Annotated in this window: 14 protein-coding genes and 1 pseudogene; 5 read left to right on the forward strand and 10 right to left on the reverse strand. The window is 61.5% G+C overall.

Going from position 1 to position 15013, the window contains the following annotated elements:
- Positions 1-264: 264 nt before the first annotated feature.
- From LVY71_RS14380 to LVY71_RS14405, 6 genes and pseudogenes are all read right to left on the reverse strand, one after another.
- Positions 265-528, reverse strand: a pseudogene (locus tag LVY71_RS14380) (SEL1-like repeat protein); the annotation flags it as partial.
- Positions 529-2081: 1553 nt separating this feature from the next.
- Positions 2082-3566: an Asp-tRNA(Asn)/Glu-tRNA(Gln) amidotransferase subunit GatB gene (gene gatB / locus LVY71_RS14385; protein WP_235100548.1), complete on the reverse strand. Its 1485-nt coding sequence runs from the start codon at positions 3564-3566 to the stop codon at positions 2082-2084.
- Between the two features lie 4 nt (positions 3567-3570).
- Positions 3571-5046: an Asp-tRNA(Asn)/Glu-tRNA(Gln) amidotransferase subunit GatA gene (gatA, locus tag LVY71_RS14390; RefSeq protein WP_235100549.1), complete on the reverse strand. Its 1476-nt coding sequence runs from the start codon at positions 5044-5046 to the stop codon at positions 3571-3573.
- Positions 5047-5235: a hypothetical protein gene (locus tag LVY71_RS14395; RefSeq protein WP_235100550.1), complete on the reverse strand. Its 189-nt coding sequence runs from the start codon at positions 5233-5235 to the stop codon at positions 5047-5049.
- Positions 5236-5252: 17 nt separating this feature from the next.
- The gene (gene gatC / locus LVY71_RS14400) at positions 5253-5540 is read right to left on the reverse strand and encodes an Asp-tRNA(Asn)/Glu-tRNA(Gln) amidotransferase subunit GatC (RefSeq protein WP_235100551.1); all 288 of its coding nucleotides are present in this window, start codon (positions 5538-5540) and stop codon (positions 5253-5255) included.
- Positions 5541-5653: 113 nt separating this feature from the next.
- On the reverse strand, positions 5654-6730 hold the full coding sequence (locus LVY71_RS14405) for an NAD(P)H-dependent flavin oxidoreductase (RefSeq protein WP_235100552.1): 1077 nt from the start codon (positions 6728-6730) through the stop codon (positions 5654-5656).
- 157 nt (positions 6731-6887) lie between these two features.
- Between LVY71_RS14405 and ruvX the strand changes: the two genes are divergently transcribed.
- Positions 6888-7376 carry a Holliday junction resolvase RuvX gene (gene ruvX, locus LVY71_RS14410; RefSeq protein ID WP_235100553.1) on the forward strand — a complete coding sequence of 163 codons (489 nt, stop codon included), beginning with the start codon at positions 6888-6890 and terminating at the stop codon, positions 7374-7376.
- Between the two features lie 3 nt (positions 7377-7379).
- On the forward strand, positions 7380-8306 hold the full coding sequence (locus tag LVY71_RS14415) for an AEC family transporter (RefSeq protein WP_235100554.1): 927 nt from the start codon (positions 7380-7382) through the stop codon (positions 8304-8306).
- A 3-nt stretch (positions 8307-8309) separates the two neighbouring features.
- On the opposite strand, the gene LVY71_RS14420 is transcribed toward LVY71_RS14415, so the two are convergent.
- The 4 genes from LVY71_RS14420 to LVY71_RS14435 all read right to left on the reverse strand — a co-directional run bounded on the left by LVY71_RS14420 (position 8310) and on the right by LVY71_RS14435 (position 11969).
- Entirely contained in the window at positions 8310-9092 is a 783-nt protein-coding gene (locus LVY71_RS14420; RefSeq protein WP_235100555.1) for a CPBP family intramembrane glutamic endopeptidase, read from the reverse strand.
- A gap of 30 nt (positions 9093-9122) precedes the next feature.
- On the reverse strand, positions 9123-10772 hold the full coding sequence (locus LVY71_RS14425; RefSeq protein ID WP_235100556.1) for an acyl-CoA dehydrogenase family protein: 1650 nt from the start codon (positions 10770-10772) through the stop codon (positions 9123-9125).
- Between the two features lie 65 nt (positions 10773-10837).
- The gene (locus tag LVY71_RS14430; protein ID WP_235100557.1) at positions 10838-11119 is read right to left on the reverse strand and encodes a hypothetical protein; all 282 of its coding nucleotides are present in this window, start codon (positions 11117-11119) and stop codon (positions 10838-10840) included.
- 91 nt (positions 11120-11210) lie between these two features.
- Positions 11211-11969 (reverse strand): M15 family metallopeptidase, encoded by a 759-nt coding sequence (locus LVY71_RS14435; protein WP_235100558.1) that lies wholly within the window; start codon positions 11967-11969, stop codon positions 11211-11213.
- A gap of 101 nt (positions 11970-12070) precedes the next feature.
- Here LVY71_RS14435 and LVY71_RS14440 point away from each other — a divergent pair, with 101 nt between their 5' ends.
- The 3 genes from LVY71_RS14440 to plsY are packed head-to-tail and all read left to right on the forward strand — an operon-like array spanning position 12071 to position 14982.
- Positions 12071-13024 (forward strand): aspartate carbamoyltransferase catalytic subunit, encoded by a 954-nt coding sequence (locus LVY71_RS14440; RefSeq protein ID WP_235100559.1) that lies wholly within the window; start codon positions 12071-12073, stop codon positions 13022-13024.
- Between the two features lie 14 nt (positions 13025-13038).
- Positions 13039-14340, forward strand: coding sequence for a dihydroorotase (locus LVY71_RS14445; RefSeq protein WP_235100560.1), 1302 nt, complete (start codon positions 13039-13041; stop codon positions 14338-14340).
- A gap of 54 nt (positions 14341-14394) precedes the next feature.
- Positions 14395-14982: a glycerol-3-phosphate 1-O-acyltransferase PlsY gene (gene plsY, locus LVY71_RS14450; protein WP_235100561.1), complete on the forward strand. Its 588-nt coding sequence runs from the start codon at positions 14395-14397 to the stop codon at positions 14980-14982.
- The last annotated feature ends 31 nt before the right edge of the window (positions 14983-15013 follow it).

Raw genomic sequence — 15013 nt, forward strand, 5'->3', positions numbered from 1 at the left:
ACGAGGCGCCTGCCTTGAAACTGGCGACCGATCCCGGCCTTCTCTTCTCGCCTCCATCAGACAAGACAAACGACGCCATTGTTGGATACGGAGCGGTTCACGCGAAATCTGGAAGCGCTTTGTCTCGAGATGTGGCAGCGCGCGCAGGCGGGCGAAGCGCCCACATCGTTGTCCCTATAAGGATTCCACCGTTTGAGCCGCCGGCTGGAGGGCTGGCCGCGCCCAGGTGACATGATAGTTCCCGGAATTATCCAACCGGCTCAAGTTCGTCGTCATCCAGGCCCTGGCTTCGCGCTGGGCGGCTGCGATTTCCGCCTCCGACATCAGGTCGGCGACTTCCCGCCGCAACGCGATGGCGTCCACCCTGCCCTTCAGCGCCGCGAGATTGAACCATTTGTGCGCGGCGACCAGATCGATCAGGCCGCTGCGGCCGGTCGAATAGATCATGCCGAGGTCGAACAGCACGTCGCCGTTCACTGTTGCTTCGATCGGCATCGCGGTGCCGGTATCGATCGTTCCCTGAAACATCCTGGTTCTCCGATTTCCCGCCGCGGCGAGCGCGGCCCCTGTCCGTATACTGTTCGATGCGCTGTTATTTTGAGTGACGCGTATTCCGCAAATCCGGTTTCCGTTCTTGCGGAATACGCGTTCGCCGTTTCCCGGCTTATTGGGACCATATGACCCGTAAAATTTGAATGGCAGTTTAAGTATCGCGATGAATCGAATCTGAACGCCCCTTTCCGGCAGCGGTCACGAAATTCCAAGAAATAGCCATTTTATAAGGGTTTTTCGACAGGCGTGAAAATCGATTCACCTTTGTATTTGGCGAAGCGATAACCATTGCGCGATCCGGTTGATATGAGTGACGTTCAGATGCGCCACCGGCCCCTTGGGCAGGTCCGGTCACCGGATGCAAGGGCACTGCGACCGTGGCCCCGTCTTCGCAACGGCAGCCCTCGTCCAGAGGACGCGCCTCACACACGACGGTTTCCGGATGTCAAAATTCTTGGAGGCACCAAAGCTCTTGGAAAGGTCCAAGGCTGCCGACTGCCGCTGGGCTGCGAAGGCACGATCAGGCAGTGGCTCAAAAAAAACGAGGGCGTCGGTGAACACGTCAGGACCGAGATCTCACCAACATGCCTGCCGAGGCAGACTGCCGGGAAACTGCGAGGTCATCCCCCGCAACGAACGAAGAGCTCTTGAACTCTTCTGCCTGACCGCCGTTGAGAGCAAGCTCTCGCAGATTTGGCCGGGCCGTCTCGCCTGATGTCTCGCCGACACCCTCTTTCGTCGACCTGAGCCGCCGGTTCAAACTCGTTCTTGCGAACTGATCAGTCTGGCGGCTCTTGTGACGATGCCGGCATCATGTGCCGACAATTCCATAAGGCGGAGCCTTACTTCTTCTTCTTGGCGACCTTGCGGGTCTTCTTGGCAGTCTTCTTCACTGCCGACTTCGCCTTCTTCGCCTTCTTCGCTTTCTTGGCCATGTTGCCCTCCTAAGTTAGTGAGATGGCTTAATCGCTGTGTGCACTCGGGAATCGAAATGCACTTCATCTGGATTACACCAACGCATTCAAAAAAACAGTGTCCCGCTTAAGGAAGTGTTTACGTGCGAGGCGCGACGCACGACGCGAACACTTCACACAAGCATTGAAAGACAGTCGCGCGGCACTGCGTCGCTTGTACGAAACACACGCGCGGCATCACATCGGAATTCAAAGAAGTTACTGTGCCGCAATTGTTTCTTTCATCGTCGCACAATGCGCATCGCAATGATTATGAATTCAAGCAGACGGTCACGGCGGCCAAAAATGACGTTTCGCGGACTCTGAGTCGCGAATTTTGGCAATAAAAATATTTTCGGGAAAATTTGCTTTTTGCGCGATCGCCGCTCGCAACGGCGAACTTTTTCGGAATTTTCCAAGAGCCGATTCGCAAAACCGTTTCCGGTCCTGAGACGTTTTCCAAACCGGTGTGACCGTGTCGCGCGCTCGTCGCCATGTCGTAAAACGTAAAACGGACTGACCGAACGACGCGCGAGAGCGATGCTGAACGCGCCGGCGGCGGCGCGTTAACAATATTCAGATGCCGAGTTTGGTTTTGAGCAGGTCGTTCACCGCCTGCGGGTTTACCTTGCCGCCGGATGACTTCATGACCTGGCCGACAAACCACCCCATGAGCTGCGGCTTGGCGCGCGCCTGTTGGGCCTTGTCCGGATTGGCGGCGATGATGTCATCCACCACCTTCTCAATCGCGCCGAGATCCGTCACCTGCTTCATGCCGAGGCTGTCGACGAGCGCACGCGGGTCACCGCCCTTGGTCCAGACGATTTCGAACAAATCCTTGGCGATCTTGCCGGAGATGGTTCCTTCTCCGATCAGGTCGACGATCGCCGCCATCTGCACAGCCGAGACGGGCGACGAGGAAATATCCTGCCCTTCCTTGTTGAGCCGGCCGAACAATTCGTTGATCACCCAGTTGGCCGCGAGCTTGCCGTCGCGCGCCTTGTCGGCGAGCTCTGCCAGCACGGCTTCGTAGAAATCCGCACTCTCCCGCTCGGCTACCAGCACGCTGGCGTCGTACGGCGTCAGACCGAAATCGGCCATGAACCGCGCCCGCTTTTCATCAGGTAGTTCGGGCAGCTTTGATTTCAGGTCGTCCACATAGGCGGCGGTGAACTCCAGCGGCAGCAGATCAGGGTCGGGGAAGTAGCGGTAGTCGTGTGCCTCTTCCTTGGAACGCATCGAGCGGGTCTCGCCCTTGTTCGGATCGTAGAGGCGGGTTTCCTGCTCGATGGTGCCGCCGTCCTCGAGGATACCGATCTGACGGCGCGCCTCGTACTCGATCGCCTGTCCCATGAAGCGGATTGAATTCACGTTCTTGATCTCGCAGCGAGTGCCGAACGGCTCGCCGGGCTTGCGTACCGAGACGTTGAGGTCCGCACGCAGGTTGCCCTTTTCCATGTCACCGTCGCAGGTGCCGAGGTAGCGCAAAATGGTCCGCACCTTGGCGACATAGGCCTGTGCCTCCTCGGATGACCGCATGTCCGGCTTGGAGACGATCTCCATCAGCGCTACACCGGACCGGTTGAGGTCCACGAACGACATGGTCGGATGCTGGTCGTGCAGCGACTTGCCGGCGTCCTGTTCCAGATGCAGGCGCTCGATTCCGACAGGCACCGTCTGGCCGTCGCGCAATTCGATGGTCACCACGCCCTCGCCCACGATCGGCGACTTGAACTGGCTGATCTGGTAGCCCTGCGGAAGGTCCGGATAGAAATAGTTCTTCCGGTCGAAGGTCGACTTCAGGTTGATCTTGGCATTCAGCCCGAGCCCGCTGCGGATGGCCTGCGCTACGCACTCCTCGTTGATAACAGGCAGCATGCCGGGCATCGCCGCGTCCACCAGCGAGACATGGTCGTTCGGCGCGCCGCCGAACTCGGTCGAGGCGCCCGAGAACAGCTTGGAGTTGGAGGTCACCTGGGCGTGGATTTCCAGGCCGATGACCATTTCCCAGTCGCCGGTGGCACCCTTGAGGAGTTTCGACGGTTTGACGGGTGCGTTCATGGGCTCACCACCACTTCTTCGCCGTGAAATGTCCCGCCGCCTGCTCGATGACGTCACCGAGCGAGAACAGCGTTTCTTCATCAAATGGCCGGCCAATCAATTGCAATCCGAGCGGCAGGCCGTGGCCGTCCCTGCCGGCCGGTACCGCGATGCCGGGCAATCCCGCCATGTTGACGGTCACCGTGAAGATGTCATTGAGATACATCTCGACCGGATCGGCCTTGCCTTTCTCGCCGATGCCGAACGCTGCGGACGGAGTCGCGGGCGTCAGGATCGCATTCACGCCCTGCGCGAATACATCCTCGAAATCCTGCTTGATCAGGGTACGGACCTTCTGCGCGCGCAGATAGTAGGCGTCGTAATAGCCAGCAGAAAGGACGTAGGTGCCGATCATGATGCGGCGCTTCACTTCCGGCCCGAACCCCGCGGCACGGGTGTTCTCGTACATTTCCGCGATGTTCTTGCCGTTGACGCGAGCGCCGTAGCGCACGCCGTCATAACGCGCCAGATTGGACGAGGCTTCCGCTGGCGCGACGACGTAATAGGCCGGCAGCGCGTATTTGGTGTGCGGCAGTGAGACCTCGACAAGCTCGGCGCCCGCCGCCTTCAGCCAGTCGGCACCTTGGGCCCAGAGTTTTTCGATTTCAGCGGACATGCCGTCGAGCCGGTATTCCTTCGGAATACCGATCTTCATGCCCTTCACCGATTTGCCAACCGCGGCGACGTAATCCGGCACGGGGCGATCGACCGACGTCGTGTCCTTTGGATCGTGACCGGCCATCGAGCGCATCAGCATCGCGGTATCGCGCACGGTGCGCGCGAACGGCCCGGCTTGATCGAGAGAAGAAGCAAACGCCACGATTCCCCAGCGCGAGCAGCGGCCATAGGTCGGCTTGAGACCAACGATGCCGGTAAATGCCGCAGGCTGGCGGATCGATCCACCCGTATCGGTGCCGGTCGCGCCGAGACACAGGTTTGCAGCAACCGCCGAGGCGGAGCCGCCGGACGATCCGCCCGGCACCAGTTTCGCGTCCGAGCCATTGCGCCGCCACGGGTTCACTACCGGGCCAAACGCCGAAGTCTCGTTGGACGAGCCCATGGCGAATTCGTCGTTGTTGAGTTTGCCAAGCATTACCGCGCCGTCGCGCCAGAGCTGCGATGTCACCGTGGATTCGTAGGGCGGGATGAAATTACCGAGGATCTTCGAGCACGCCGTGGTGCGAACGCCGTTAGTGGCGAACAGATCCTTGATGCCAAGCGGAATCCCCGCGAGCGGTCCCGCCTCGCCTTTGGCAATGGTCGCATCCGCTGCGCGCGCCTGATCGCGCGCCTGATCCGGGGTTTCCAGAATATAGGCGTTGAGTACGCGCGCTTTCTCCATCGCGACAAGATGTGCGTCGGTGAGTTCAAGCGCCGTGAAGGATTTTTGCGCGAGGCCCTCGCGGGCTTCGGCGAGCGTCAGGGACGTCAGATCAGTCATTCATTCATCAATCGGGTCGCAGTGGAAAGGTGAAGCGTTCTTCTTGGGCTTGGCTGCCGCGGCCTGAAGCATATCGAGCACGGCATCCATCGCCTTGTCGGGATCGGCTTCCTTGCCCTGCCGCTCCATGGCGTCGAGATATTCCATGTAGGCCGCGTAGGCCTTTTCGTCGCTGCATAACAGGCACATGACGTTTGCCTCGGAGGTTATTCGACGACTTTGGGCACCAGGAAGAAGTGATCCTCCGTCGCGGGCGCATTGGCGAGAACTTTGTCCGGAATCTCGCCGTCGGTCACAACGTCCTGCCGCTTCTTCATCTCCATCGGCGTCACAGAGGTCATCGGCTCGACACCGTCGATACTAACCTCAGACAGTTGCTCGATGAACGCCAGCATTGCATTCAACTCGCCCTGAAGATGAGATACTTCTTCATCCTTCACCGCGATCCGCGCAAGACGCGCAATCCGGCGGACCGTGGCGGCATCGACAGACATGGGAGGAAGACTCCGGGTAACCGTTTCTGCCGCCCTCATAGAACATTTTACAGCAAAGGGGAAACCGCTTTGCAGGTGTAAATTGTCCTTTTGATTGAGGAGGTTGCGTGGTCCTATTTCGCCAGCTTCGATAACCGCGCAAGACCTTCCGCCGCCAAGGTGCGGGTCAGTTCCGCCGCACCGGTCTGCCGGCTGAGAGCGACCGACTGCCCGGCCCAGAGATTGGTGAAATCCACCCGGCCGAGTTTCTCGGCACCCGCCTTGAGCGGAGCCAGCGCCGTCGCCGCATGAGGAAACGCGGGCGCATCAGGCGACAACGGCCCGACTTCGCGCATCAGGCGGTTTGCTACCCCCCGCGCCGGTCGGCCGGTCATCACGTTGGTGATGACAGTGGAATCATCCGTCGCACCGGCCAGAGCGGCCCGCCCCAAGGCGCTGGCTTTGGATTCCGGCGTCTGGAGATAAGCAGTTCCGATCTGGACGCCGGCCGCGCCGAGCGCGAATGCGGCGGCGATTCCCCGTCCATCCGCGATGCCGCCCGCCGCAATCACCGGCACACGCACCGCATCCGCCACCTGCGGCACCAGCGCCATGGTCCCGGGCTGCGCTGCGATGTTCTCGGTCAGGAACATGCCGCGATGACCGCCCGCCTCCGCTCCTTGTGCGATGATGGCGTCCGCACCGTTCTGCTCAAGCCAGACCGCCTCCTTCACAATGGTTGCCGAGGCGATCACGATGGACCCGGCGGCCTTGACACGCTTCAGCAGGACCTTGTCTGGCAGGCCGAAATGAAAGCTCACCACTTCCGGCTTCAATTCCTCAACCAGTTCGCACATCGCCACATCGAACGGAGCGCGGTTGGCGGCCTGGACGTCCATTTCCGGGTCCAGTTCCAGTTCCTTGTAGTAGTCCGCCAGCCGCTTGCGCCAGCCCGCCTCCCGCTCCGGGTCGGCGTCGACCCCTGTGTGACAGAAGAAGTTCATATTGACCGGCGCACTAACGCGCTGACGGATGATGTTGATCTGCTCGCGCGCCTTCTCGGCCGAAAGCATCGCGCAAGGCAATGAGCCGAGCGCTCCGCCCTCGCACGCGGCGATCACGAGATCGGCGTCCATCACGCCCGCCATCGGAGCCTGCACGATCGGAACGTCGATTTTGAACAGGTCGAGAAGTCTGCGGTCGGGCCACATGGGATTACTCTTCATGATAGTTGGGAATTGGCGCGGGCGTCGTTGCGGGGCCAACACATACTTAGCATATCGCGATGCGAAACAGCCATGCACCTTCTCTGCGCCTGGCGTGCAGCCCCGCTTTGCACTATCCGCATGCTGCGTGTTATGCGGGGCAATGCCTGCACCCGTTTTACCGCTGATCGAGGCCGCCGCCCTTTGGCCTGCACGAGGCTCCCTGATCGGGCTCGACCTTGGCACCAAGACCATCGGCGTCGCGGTGTCCGATCCCGACCGCAAGCTCGCAACCGGCATCGAGACCATTCAGCGCAAGACCTTCACCGCCGATGCCGCCCGGCTGCTGGCGCTGGCTGGCGAGCGCAATGTCACCGGATTCATTCTCGGCCTGCCGATCAACATGGACAGCAGCGAAGGTCCACGCGCCCAATCGACGCGCGCCTTCGCGCGGAATTTCTCGAGACTGACGGAATTGCCCATCGGCCTTTGGGATGAGCGCCTGTCCACCGTGGCGGTGGAGCGCGAATTGATCGGTATGGACATGAGCCGCGCCAAACGCGCCAAGGTGATCGACGAACACGCCGCCATCTTCATTCTGCAAGGCGCGCTGGATCGGCTGCATACGCTGCGGCAATCGGGAGTGAATTGACCGATGTTGCCTATCGTTGCGGCTATCGTGCCGACCTTCCTGCTGATCGTAACCGGTTTCGTTCTTCGGCGCGTTCTCGTGAAAGATGAGACCCACTGGCTCGGCACCGAACAACTCGTTTACTACGTGCTGTTCCCCGCCCTGCTGTTCCGGACGCTAAGCCGGGCCAAGCTTTCGGAAGTTCCGCTGTTCGGTGTCGGCGGTGCACTGCTGATCGCCGTGCTGTTGATGGCCACGCTTTGCCTGACGTTGCGGCCGGTTCTGATGAAGCGGCTCGGAATCAGCGGTCCTTCATTCACCTCGGTCTTTCAGTGTGCCTGCCGCTGGCAGACATACGTCGCCTTAGCGGTCGCTGGCAGTCTGTATGGCGACATCGGTCTGACGCTGGCCTCGGTGGCGATGGTGGCAATGATCCCCATCCTGAACGTCATGGCGGTGTGGGTGCTGGCGCACTACGCCGCTCCCACGCGACTGTCATGGCCGCGCATTCTTTTGACGATCGCTCAAAATCCTTTTATCTGGGCCTGCGCGCTCGGACTGGCCGCCAATCTCTGCGGCCTGACATTCCCGAGATGGATCGATGAATTCATCGATGCGCTGGGACGTTCGTCGCTCGCCCTGGGACTGCTCGTTGTCGGCGCAGGGTTGCAGCTCAAGAGCGTGCTGCGCCCCGAAGCACCTGCGCTTCTGGCATGCGCCCTGAAACTGGTCGTGATGCCGGTCATTGCGGTGTCGCTCGGTCTTGCCTTCGGACTTTCAGGTCCCAACCTCGCCATCGTTGCCTGCTGCGCGTCGGTGCCGACCGCATCGAGTGCCTATGTGCTGGCGAGGCAGATGGGCGGCAATGCACCGCTCGTTGCGGAGATCCTGACCCTGCAGACGGTGCTCGCCGTCATCACCATGCCGATCGCCATTGCACTTGTGGCTTGATCGCTACGAATTGTTCGCAAGCAGGAAGGTCTGCAGGGTCGCGGCGAGGTTGTTGACGCCATGCAGGATCACCGTCAGCCATGTCGAGTTGCTGCGATAACGCAGGTAGCCGAATAACAGACCGATGGAAAAGACCTGCGCAAGGAAGAACCAGTTGTATTGCAAATGCATCGCGGTCCAAACCGCTGACGACAACAGGATCGCGCCCACCGGCCGCAGAAAGGATTCCGACCATCCGCGATAGAGAAATCCGCGCGCGAGGAACTCTTCCGTGATCGGCGCCGCTACGCAGAAGGCGAATACCAGAAGCCACAGCGCGCCGTCAGCTCGCGCCGTTTTCAACACATCCACCATAAATCCCGGCGACGACTCCCGGCCTGCCGCGCGGGAAACGATTTCACAGACGACCATCAGCAACCCGAGACTCGCCATGCCTGCTACAAGCATCCGCCACGACGGCCAGCGCAACGCGAGATAATCCGCAAAAGAAATCCGCGACCAGCGTATCGCGACCCACAGCGCGAGCAGGATCGCAGGCAATCCCATGATGACCGAGAGCGAGATGATGCGGCCGTTGGACGTCAAGGCCACCAAGGTGTCGCGGTCGAGCGAACCGCCCCCGCGCCAGAGAAACCAGGCCACCACAGCGATCTGCCCGACAAACATCGCACCGAACAGGACAAGCCCCCACAGACTGGTCCCGACGAATTTCCAGACGCGCGGCTCACGGCTCTTGCCTGGCGGCGACACTGGCGGCGCATCAACCGAACCTTCAGCAACGCTCATGATGGATCTCCGGCAAATCCAGGCTGAATGTCATGCTGGTATCGCGCGATCCAGCAGGCCGCGAATATCGTTATCAGCGAGATCCACCGCGCCGTAGAGATTGCCGTGATCGGCCGCGAGCCGCGTCGCCGCAAACAGTTCGGCGTGCCTGGGCGACACCTCATTGAGCGCCGCGGCTGCGGCGACCAGCGCCAGCTTCTCCACGGCGAGCCGCGCGATGCGCTCGGCGTCGGGCTGCCGGAACGCCTTCGCGATGAAAGCAACCGCCTCGAGCATGCCCGGCAACCCCTTGGTCTGCTCGACAAGGCCGCGCAGGACACCCGCCGCCGCATCGGCTTCGCGCGAGAGCGCGCGCAGTACATCAAGGCACATCACGTTGCCCGAGCCTTCCCAGATGGCATTGACCGGGGCCTCCCGGTAATGCCGCGCGAGAATCCCTTCCTCGACGTAGCCATTGCCGCCGAGACACTCCATCGCCTCGTAAAGGAATCCCGGCGAACTCTTGCAGGTCCAGTATTTGATAACCGGCGTCAGCAGCCGCATGTAGGCCGCCTCCGCCTTGTCCACCGGCGCGCGGTCGAACGACCGGCACAGCCGCATCACCAGCGCCGTCGAGGCTTCCACATGCAGCGCCATATCGGCCAGCACACTCTTCATCAACGGCTGATCGGCGAGATGCTTCTGGAACACGCTGCGGTGGCGCGTGTGGTTGACGGCATGGGCGAGCCCCGACCGCATCAGGCCCGCGGATGCGAGCGCGCAGTCCTGCCGAGTGAGAGAAACCATCTGGATGATCGTCGGCACGCCGCGGCCCTCGCCGCCGAGCCGCAATGCATAGGCATTGTCGAATACCACTTCCGATGACGCGTTGGAGCGATTGCCGAGCTTGTCCTTCAGGCGCTGAAAGTGAAGACCGTTGACAGCACCGTCCGGGGTAAAGCGAGGCATGAAGAAGCAGGTCAGCCCGCCTTCGGCCTGCGCGAGCACGAGGAACGCGTCGCACATCGGCGCGGACATGAACCACTTATGTCCGGTGATGCGATACGTGTCGCCGTCACGGATTGCGCGCGTGATGTTGGCGCGCACGTCGGTGCCGCCCTGTTTCTCGGTCATCCCCATGCCCATCGTCATGCCGCGCTTGGTCCACCACGGCGCGAAGGTCGGATCATAAGAGCGCGTGCCGAGCACCGGCATCACCTTTGCGCGCAAGGCGGGATCCACCGACAACGCTCCGACCGCCGCCCGCGTCATGGTGATGGGACAGAGATGTCCCGTCTCAACCTGCGCCGCCATGAAGAATTTCGCACCACGCACCACTTCCGATGCGCCACCCGCGGCTTCGCCATTCTCATTCCATGTCGAATTGTGAATTCCGGCATGGGCGCTGTGCGCCATCAATTCATGATAGGCCGGATGGAATTCCACCTCGTCGCGGCGGAAGCCGCGCGCATCGAACGTCCTGAGCTTCGGCGTATTTTCATTTGCAACGCGGCCACGCTGAGCCATGGCCGCCGAGCCCCAATGCCTGCCGAAGTCCGCCAGCTCCGCCCGCGCGCCTTCCCCGCCATTGACCGCAACCGCTTCCGCAAGCGGACGGTCAAGCGTGAACAGGTCGATATCCTCGAATGGCGGCGACTGATTGAAGACTTCAGTGGTGGCGGACAGAATCGACTGTGTCATGTGTTGTTCCCGGAGATGAGAACAACAGGCTATACCGGAATGCGACCGGTTTCACGTGGCTTCGATCAAGGAATATTGTGCGCGGGAGGCTTGTTGCCAGCTGATTCCGCCGCTTTCTCCTTGGCCTGCGGGAGATCGTCGTAACCTTGGCGGCTGCTGTAGAAAGTCAGCGCCATCAAACCGAAGCCGAAGAAAAGCGAGAAGAAAATTCCCAGCCCCATGGCGATGAAGCCGTGGACTGACATCTGCACGTCGGAGTGCGCGGTCCAGCCCTGCCACGCCCACCAGATGGTTGCTGCGAGAATAGCCAGAAGAACCGCTGTGATTGTTATATCGCCTCTGCTCATGATGAGGCCCTTTCGTATCCGGCGCCATATCGTGCGCCTACACAAAGGTAAGACCATGAGGCGCGGATTCAACCTCGCAAGCGACACGAGGCTATCGATTCTTGACCGGAAAATTGTATGCGGTGTTGCCATTCCCCGGCAGCGAGAAATGCCACCATTCCAACCGGTAGTTGGCGAATCCCTGCCGGGCCATCGCGTCGACAAGTGCGTCCCGCCACTTGCGCTGTTGTGCGCTGATCGCTTTCGAACCGGTATGCGCCTTATCGTCGGAGCAATCGTAACCGGTACCCATGTCGACGCTGTTGTCCGGCGCACGACGATTTTGAGGCCCTGTGCAATCGGCGTAGTCCGCACTGGAATCGAACCGCGGCGCCGCCGCGGCAGGCAACTGTACCAGGGTGAGATCCAGCGCGTTGCCGGTCGAATGTCCGGAATGCCGGGCGATATAGCCGAGGCGAAACAGATCCGCTTTGCTGATCTTCGGATTGTAGCGGCGCTGCGCCGGCGTCTCGCGTCCATCCTGCGCCCACGCATACATGTCATCGACGGCGCGCTGCGGGCGGTAGCAATCGTACATCTTCAGCGAAAGTCCCCGCCGCGCAAGATCCTCCTGCACGCGCTTGAGCGCCGCTCCAACAGCGCGGGTGACAATGCACTCCCCCGCCTCATAGCCGTTCAGCACACGGCCGACGAAGTTATTCGGCGTGGCGTAGCGCATATCCTGGATGATGGTCGGATCGATGTCGCGCAGATAAACGAAATCAGCCGGCAAGGGCTGGGCCGCAAGCGCGCCGCCGGAAGCGCCGATTCCGGCCAAGATGACAAAAATGCGAAATGTTCCGTGTCTCATTCCCATCCATTTACCCTGCCCGGACTTCACCGGGGGAAAACTCCGTTGAGGCCGAATCCGGCTTGCCCCCCCATCCAACTCTGCCTATAGCTCTTGCTTTAATGACAACCGCATCGAAATCGAGTTTCGTCCTCGGACACCGGCATCTGCTGGGCATCGAGGGCCTTTCCGCGGCCGACATTAGCGGCCTTTTGGACCTCTCCGAAGAGTTCGTCGAGTTGAACCGGCAGGTGGACAAGAAGCGCAGCAACCTGCGCGGCCGCACCCAGGTCAACCTGTTCTTTGAAGCCTCCACGCGCACGCAATCCTCGTTCGAGATCGCGGGCAAACGGCTCGGCGCTGATGTGATGAACATGTCGGTCGCTTCCTCGTCGATCCGCAAGGGCGAAACCCTGATGGATACGGCGGTGACGCTCAACGCAATGCACCCGGACATTCTGGTGGTGCGGCACCATGCGTCCGGCGCAGTGGAACTGCTGGCCCAGAAAGTCGATGGCTCGGTCATTAACGCCGGCGACGGCGCGCACGAGCACCCAACACAGGCGCTGCTGGACGCATTGACCATCCGGCGCAACAAAGGCCGGCTCGAGGGCCTGCTGGTGGCGATCTGCGGCGACGTGCTGCATTCGCGGGTAGCACGCTCCAACATCATCCTCCTGAATGCGATGGGTGCGCGGGTCCGTGTGGTCGCGCCCTCCACACTGCTGCCGCCCGGCATCGAACGCATGGGCGTCGAGATCGCGCGCGACATGCGCGAGGGCCTCGACGGCGCGGACATCGTGATGATGCTGCGCCTGCAGCGCGAGCGCATGAACGGCTCGTTCGTGCCCTCAAGCTCCGAATATTTTCACTACTACGGCCTTGACCAAAAGAAGCTCGGCTATGCCAAGCCCGATGCGCTTGTGATGCATCCCGGGCCGATGAACCGCGGCGTCGAGATCGATTCGATCGTGGCAGACGGCGCGCAATCGCTGATCCGCGAACAGGTCGAAATGGGTGTGGCGGTGCGCATGGCAGTGCTTGAAGCGCTGGCGCGCAACCTGCCGAACGCGTGACGGGTATGTTGAAAATGCTGACAGACCGCCGCCCCATCCTGCTCGCCAACGCCCGCCTGATCGATCCATCGCGTGATCTCGACGGCCCCGGCGACGTGCTGATCGCCGACGGCACCATCCGCGATGCCCGGCGCGGTATCGGCGCAGCCGGCGTCCCCGAAGGCACAGACATTATTAATTGCGCGGGCAAGGTGGTCGCTCCCGGCCTGATCGACATGCGCGCCTTCGTGGGCGAACCCGGAGCCGGCCATCGCGAGACCATTGCCTCGGCGAGCCTGGCGGCAGCAGCAGGCGGCATCACCACTATCGTCTGCCAGCCGGATACCAGTCCGGTGATCGACAATTCCGCCACGGTGGACTTCATTCTGCGCCGCGCCCGCGACACCGCCATCGTCAACATTCATCCGATGGCCGCGCTGACCAAGGGCATGAAGGGCGAGGAGATGACCGAAATCGGCCTGCTCAAGGCGGCCGGTGCGGTCGCCTTCACCGACGGCGACAACAGCGTGATGAACGCGCTGGTAATGCGCCGCGCGCTGACCTACGCCCGCGACTTCGACGCCCTGATCGTGCATCACACCGAAGATCCGAATCTGGTGGGCGAAGGCGTGATGAACGAAGGAGAGTTCGCTTCCCGGCTCGGCCTGTTCGGCATTCCAAATGCATCGGAGGCCGTGGTGCTGGAGCGCGATATGCGGCTGGTGGCGCTGACCGGCGGCCGCTATCACGCGGCTTCACTGACCTGTATCGACTCGCTCGACATTCTCAAGCGCGCAAAAGAAGCCGGCCTTCAGGTGACCGCATCCGCCTCGATCAATCATCTGACACTGAACGAAAACGACATCGGCCCATACCGCACATTCCTCAAGCTGTCGCCGCCGCTGCGCACCGAGGATGACCGGCTGGCGCTGGTCGCCGCTGTCGCATCGGGGCTAATCGATGTCATCATGTCGGATCACAATCCACAGGACGTCGAGGTAAAGCGCCTGCCGTTCGCGGAAGCCGAAGCAGGCGCCATCGGGCTCGAGACTATGCTCTCGGCGGGATTGCGTCTGGTTCACGCCGGTGAAGTCGAACTCAAGACCCTGATCCGCGCCATGTCCACCCGCCCCGCCGAACTGCTCGGCCTGCCCGGCGGTTCGCTGCGGCCCGGATCGCCCGCCGACGTGATCGTGATCGATCTCGACACTCCGTGGGTGCTCGACCCGGCCGACCTGAAATCGCAATGCAAGAACACCCCATTCGACGAGGCGCGGTTCACCGGCCGTGTCGCACGCACCATCGTCGGCGGGCGCACCGTCTATGAACATGTCTGAGCGCGATCACCGGTTTTGTGTTAGATCGCGCCTCTCGATAACAGGTGATGAGTCATGATCGGCATTCTGCTGGGCGCTCTCGTCTTCGGCTATTTGTGCGGCTCGGTGCCTTTCGGCCTGATCCTCACGCGACTGGCCGGCACGGACGATCTGCGCTCCATCGGCTCCGGCAATATCGGCGCGACCAACGTGCTGCGCACCGGCAACAAGGGTCTTGCCGCGGCGACGCTCATTGGCGACATGCTCAAGGGCACGATCGCGGTCATTGCAGCGGGACATTTCGCCGGACCTGACGCCGCCATCACCGCAGGTATCGGCGCCTTCGTCGGACATCTTTTTCCGATCTGGCTGAAATTCAAAGGCGGGAAAGGCGTCGCGACCTATATCGGCGTGCTACTGGGACTGTTCTGGCCGGCGGCGCTGGCATTCTGTGCGATCTGGATCGCGGTCGCGCTGATCTTCCGCTACTCGTCGCTGGCGGCGCTGGTCGCGAGTGCGATCATTCCCCTGATGTTGTTCTGGTCGCAGCATCAGACCCTCGCGGCGGTGTTCGCGCTGCTGTCCGCCGTGCTCTGGATCATGCACCGCGCCAACATCAAACGGCTGATGGACGGGACCGAAGGGAAGATCGGAAGGAAGTAAGACTTTCTTCGGTACAGTTCCAATACTAGCC

Origin of the sequence: Bradyrhizobium sp. G127 (genome assembly GCF_021502575.1) — a bacterium.
GTDB lineage: Bacteria > Pseudomonadota > Alphaproteobacteria > Rhizobiales > Xanthobacteraceae > Afipia.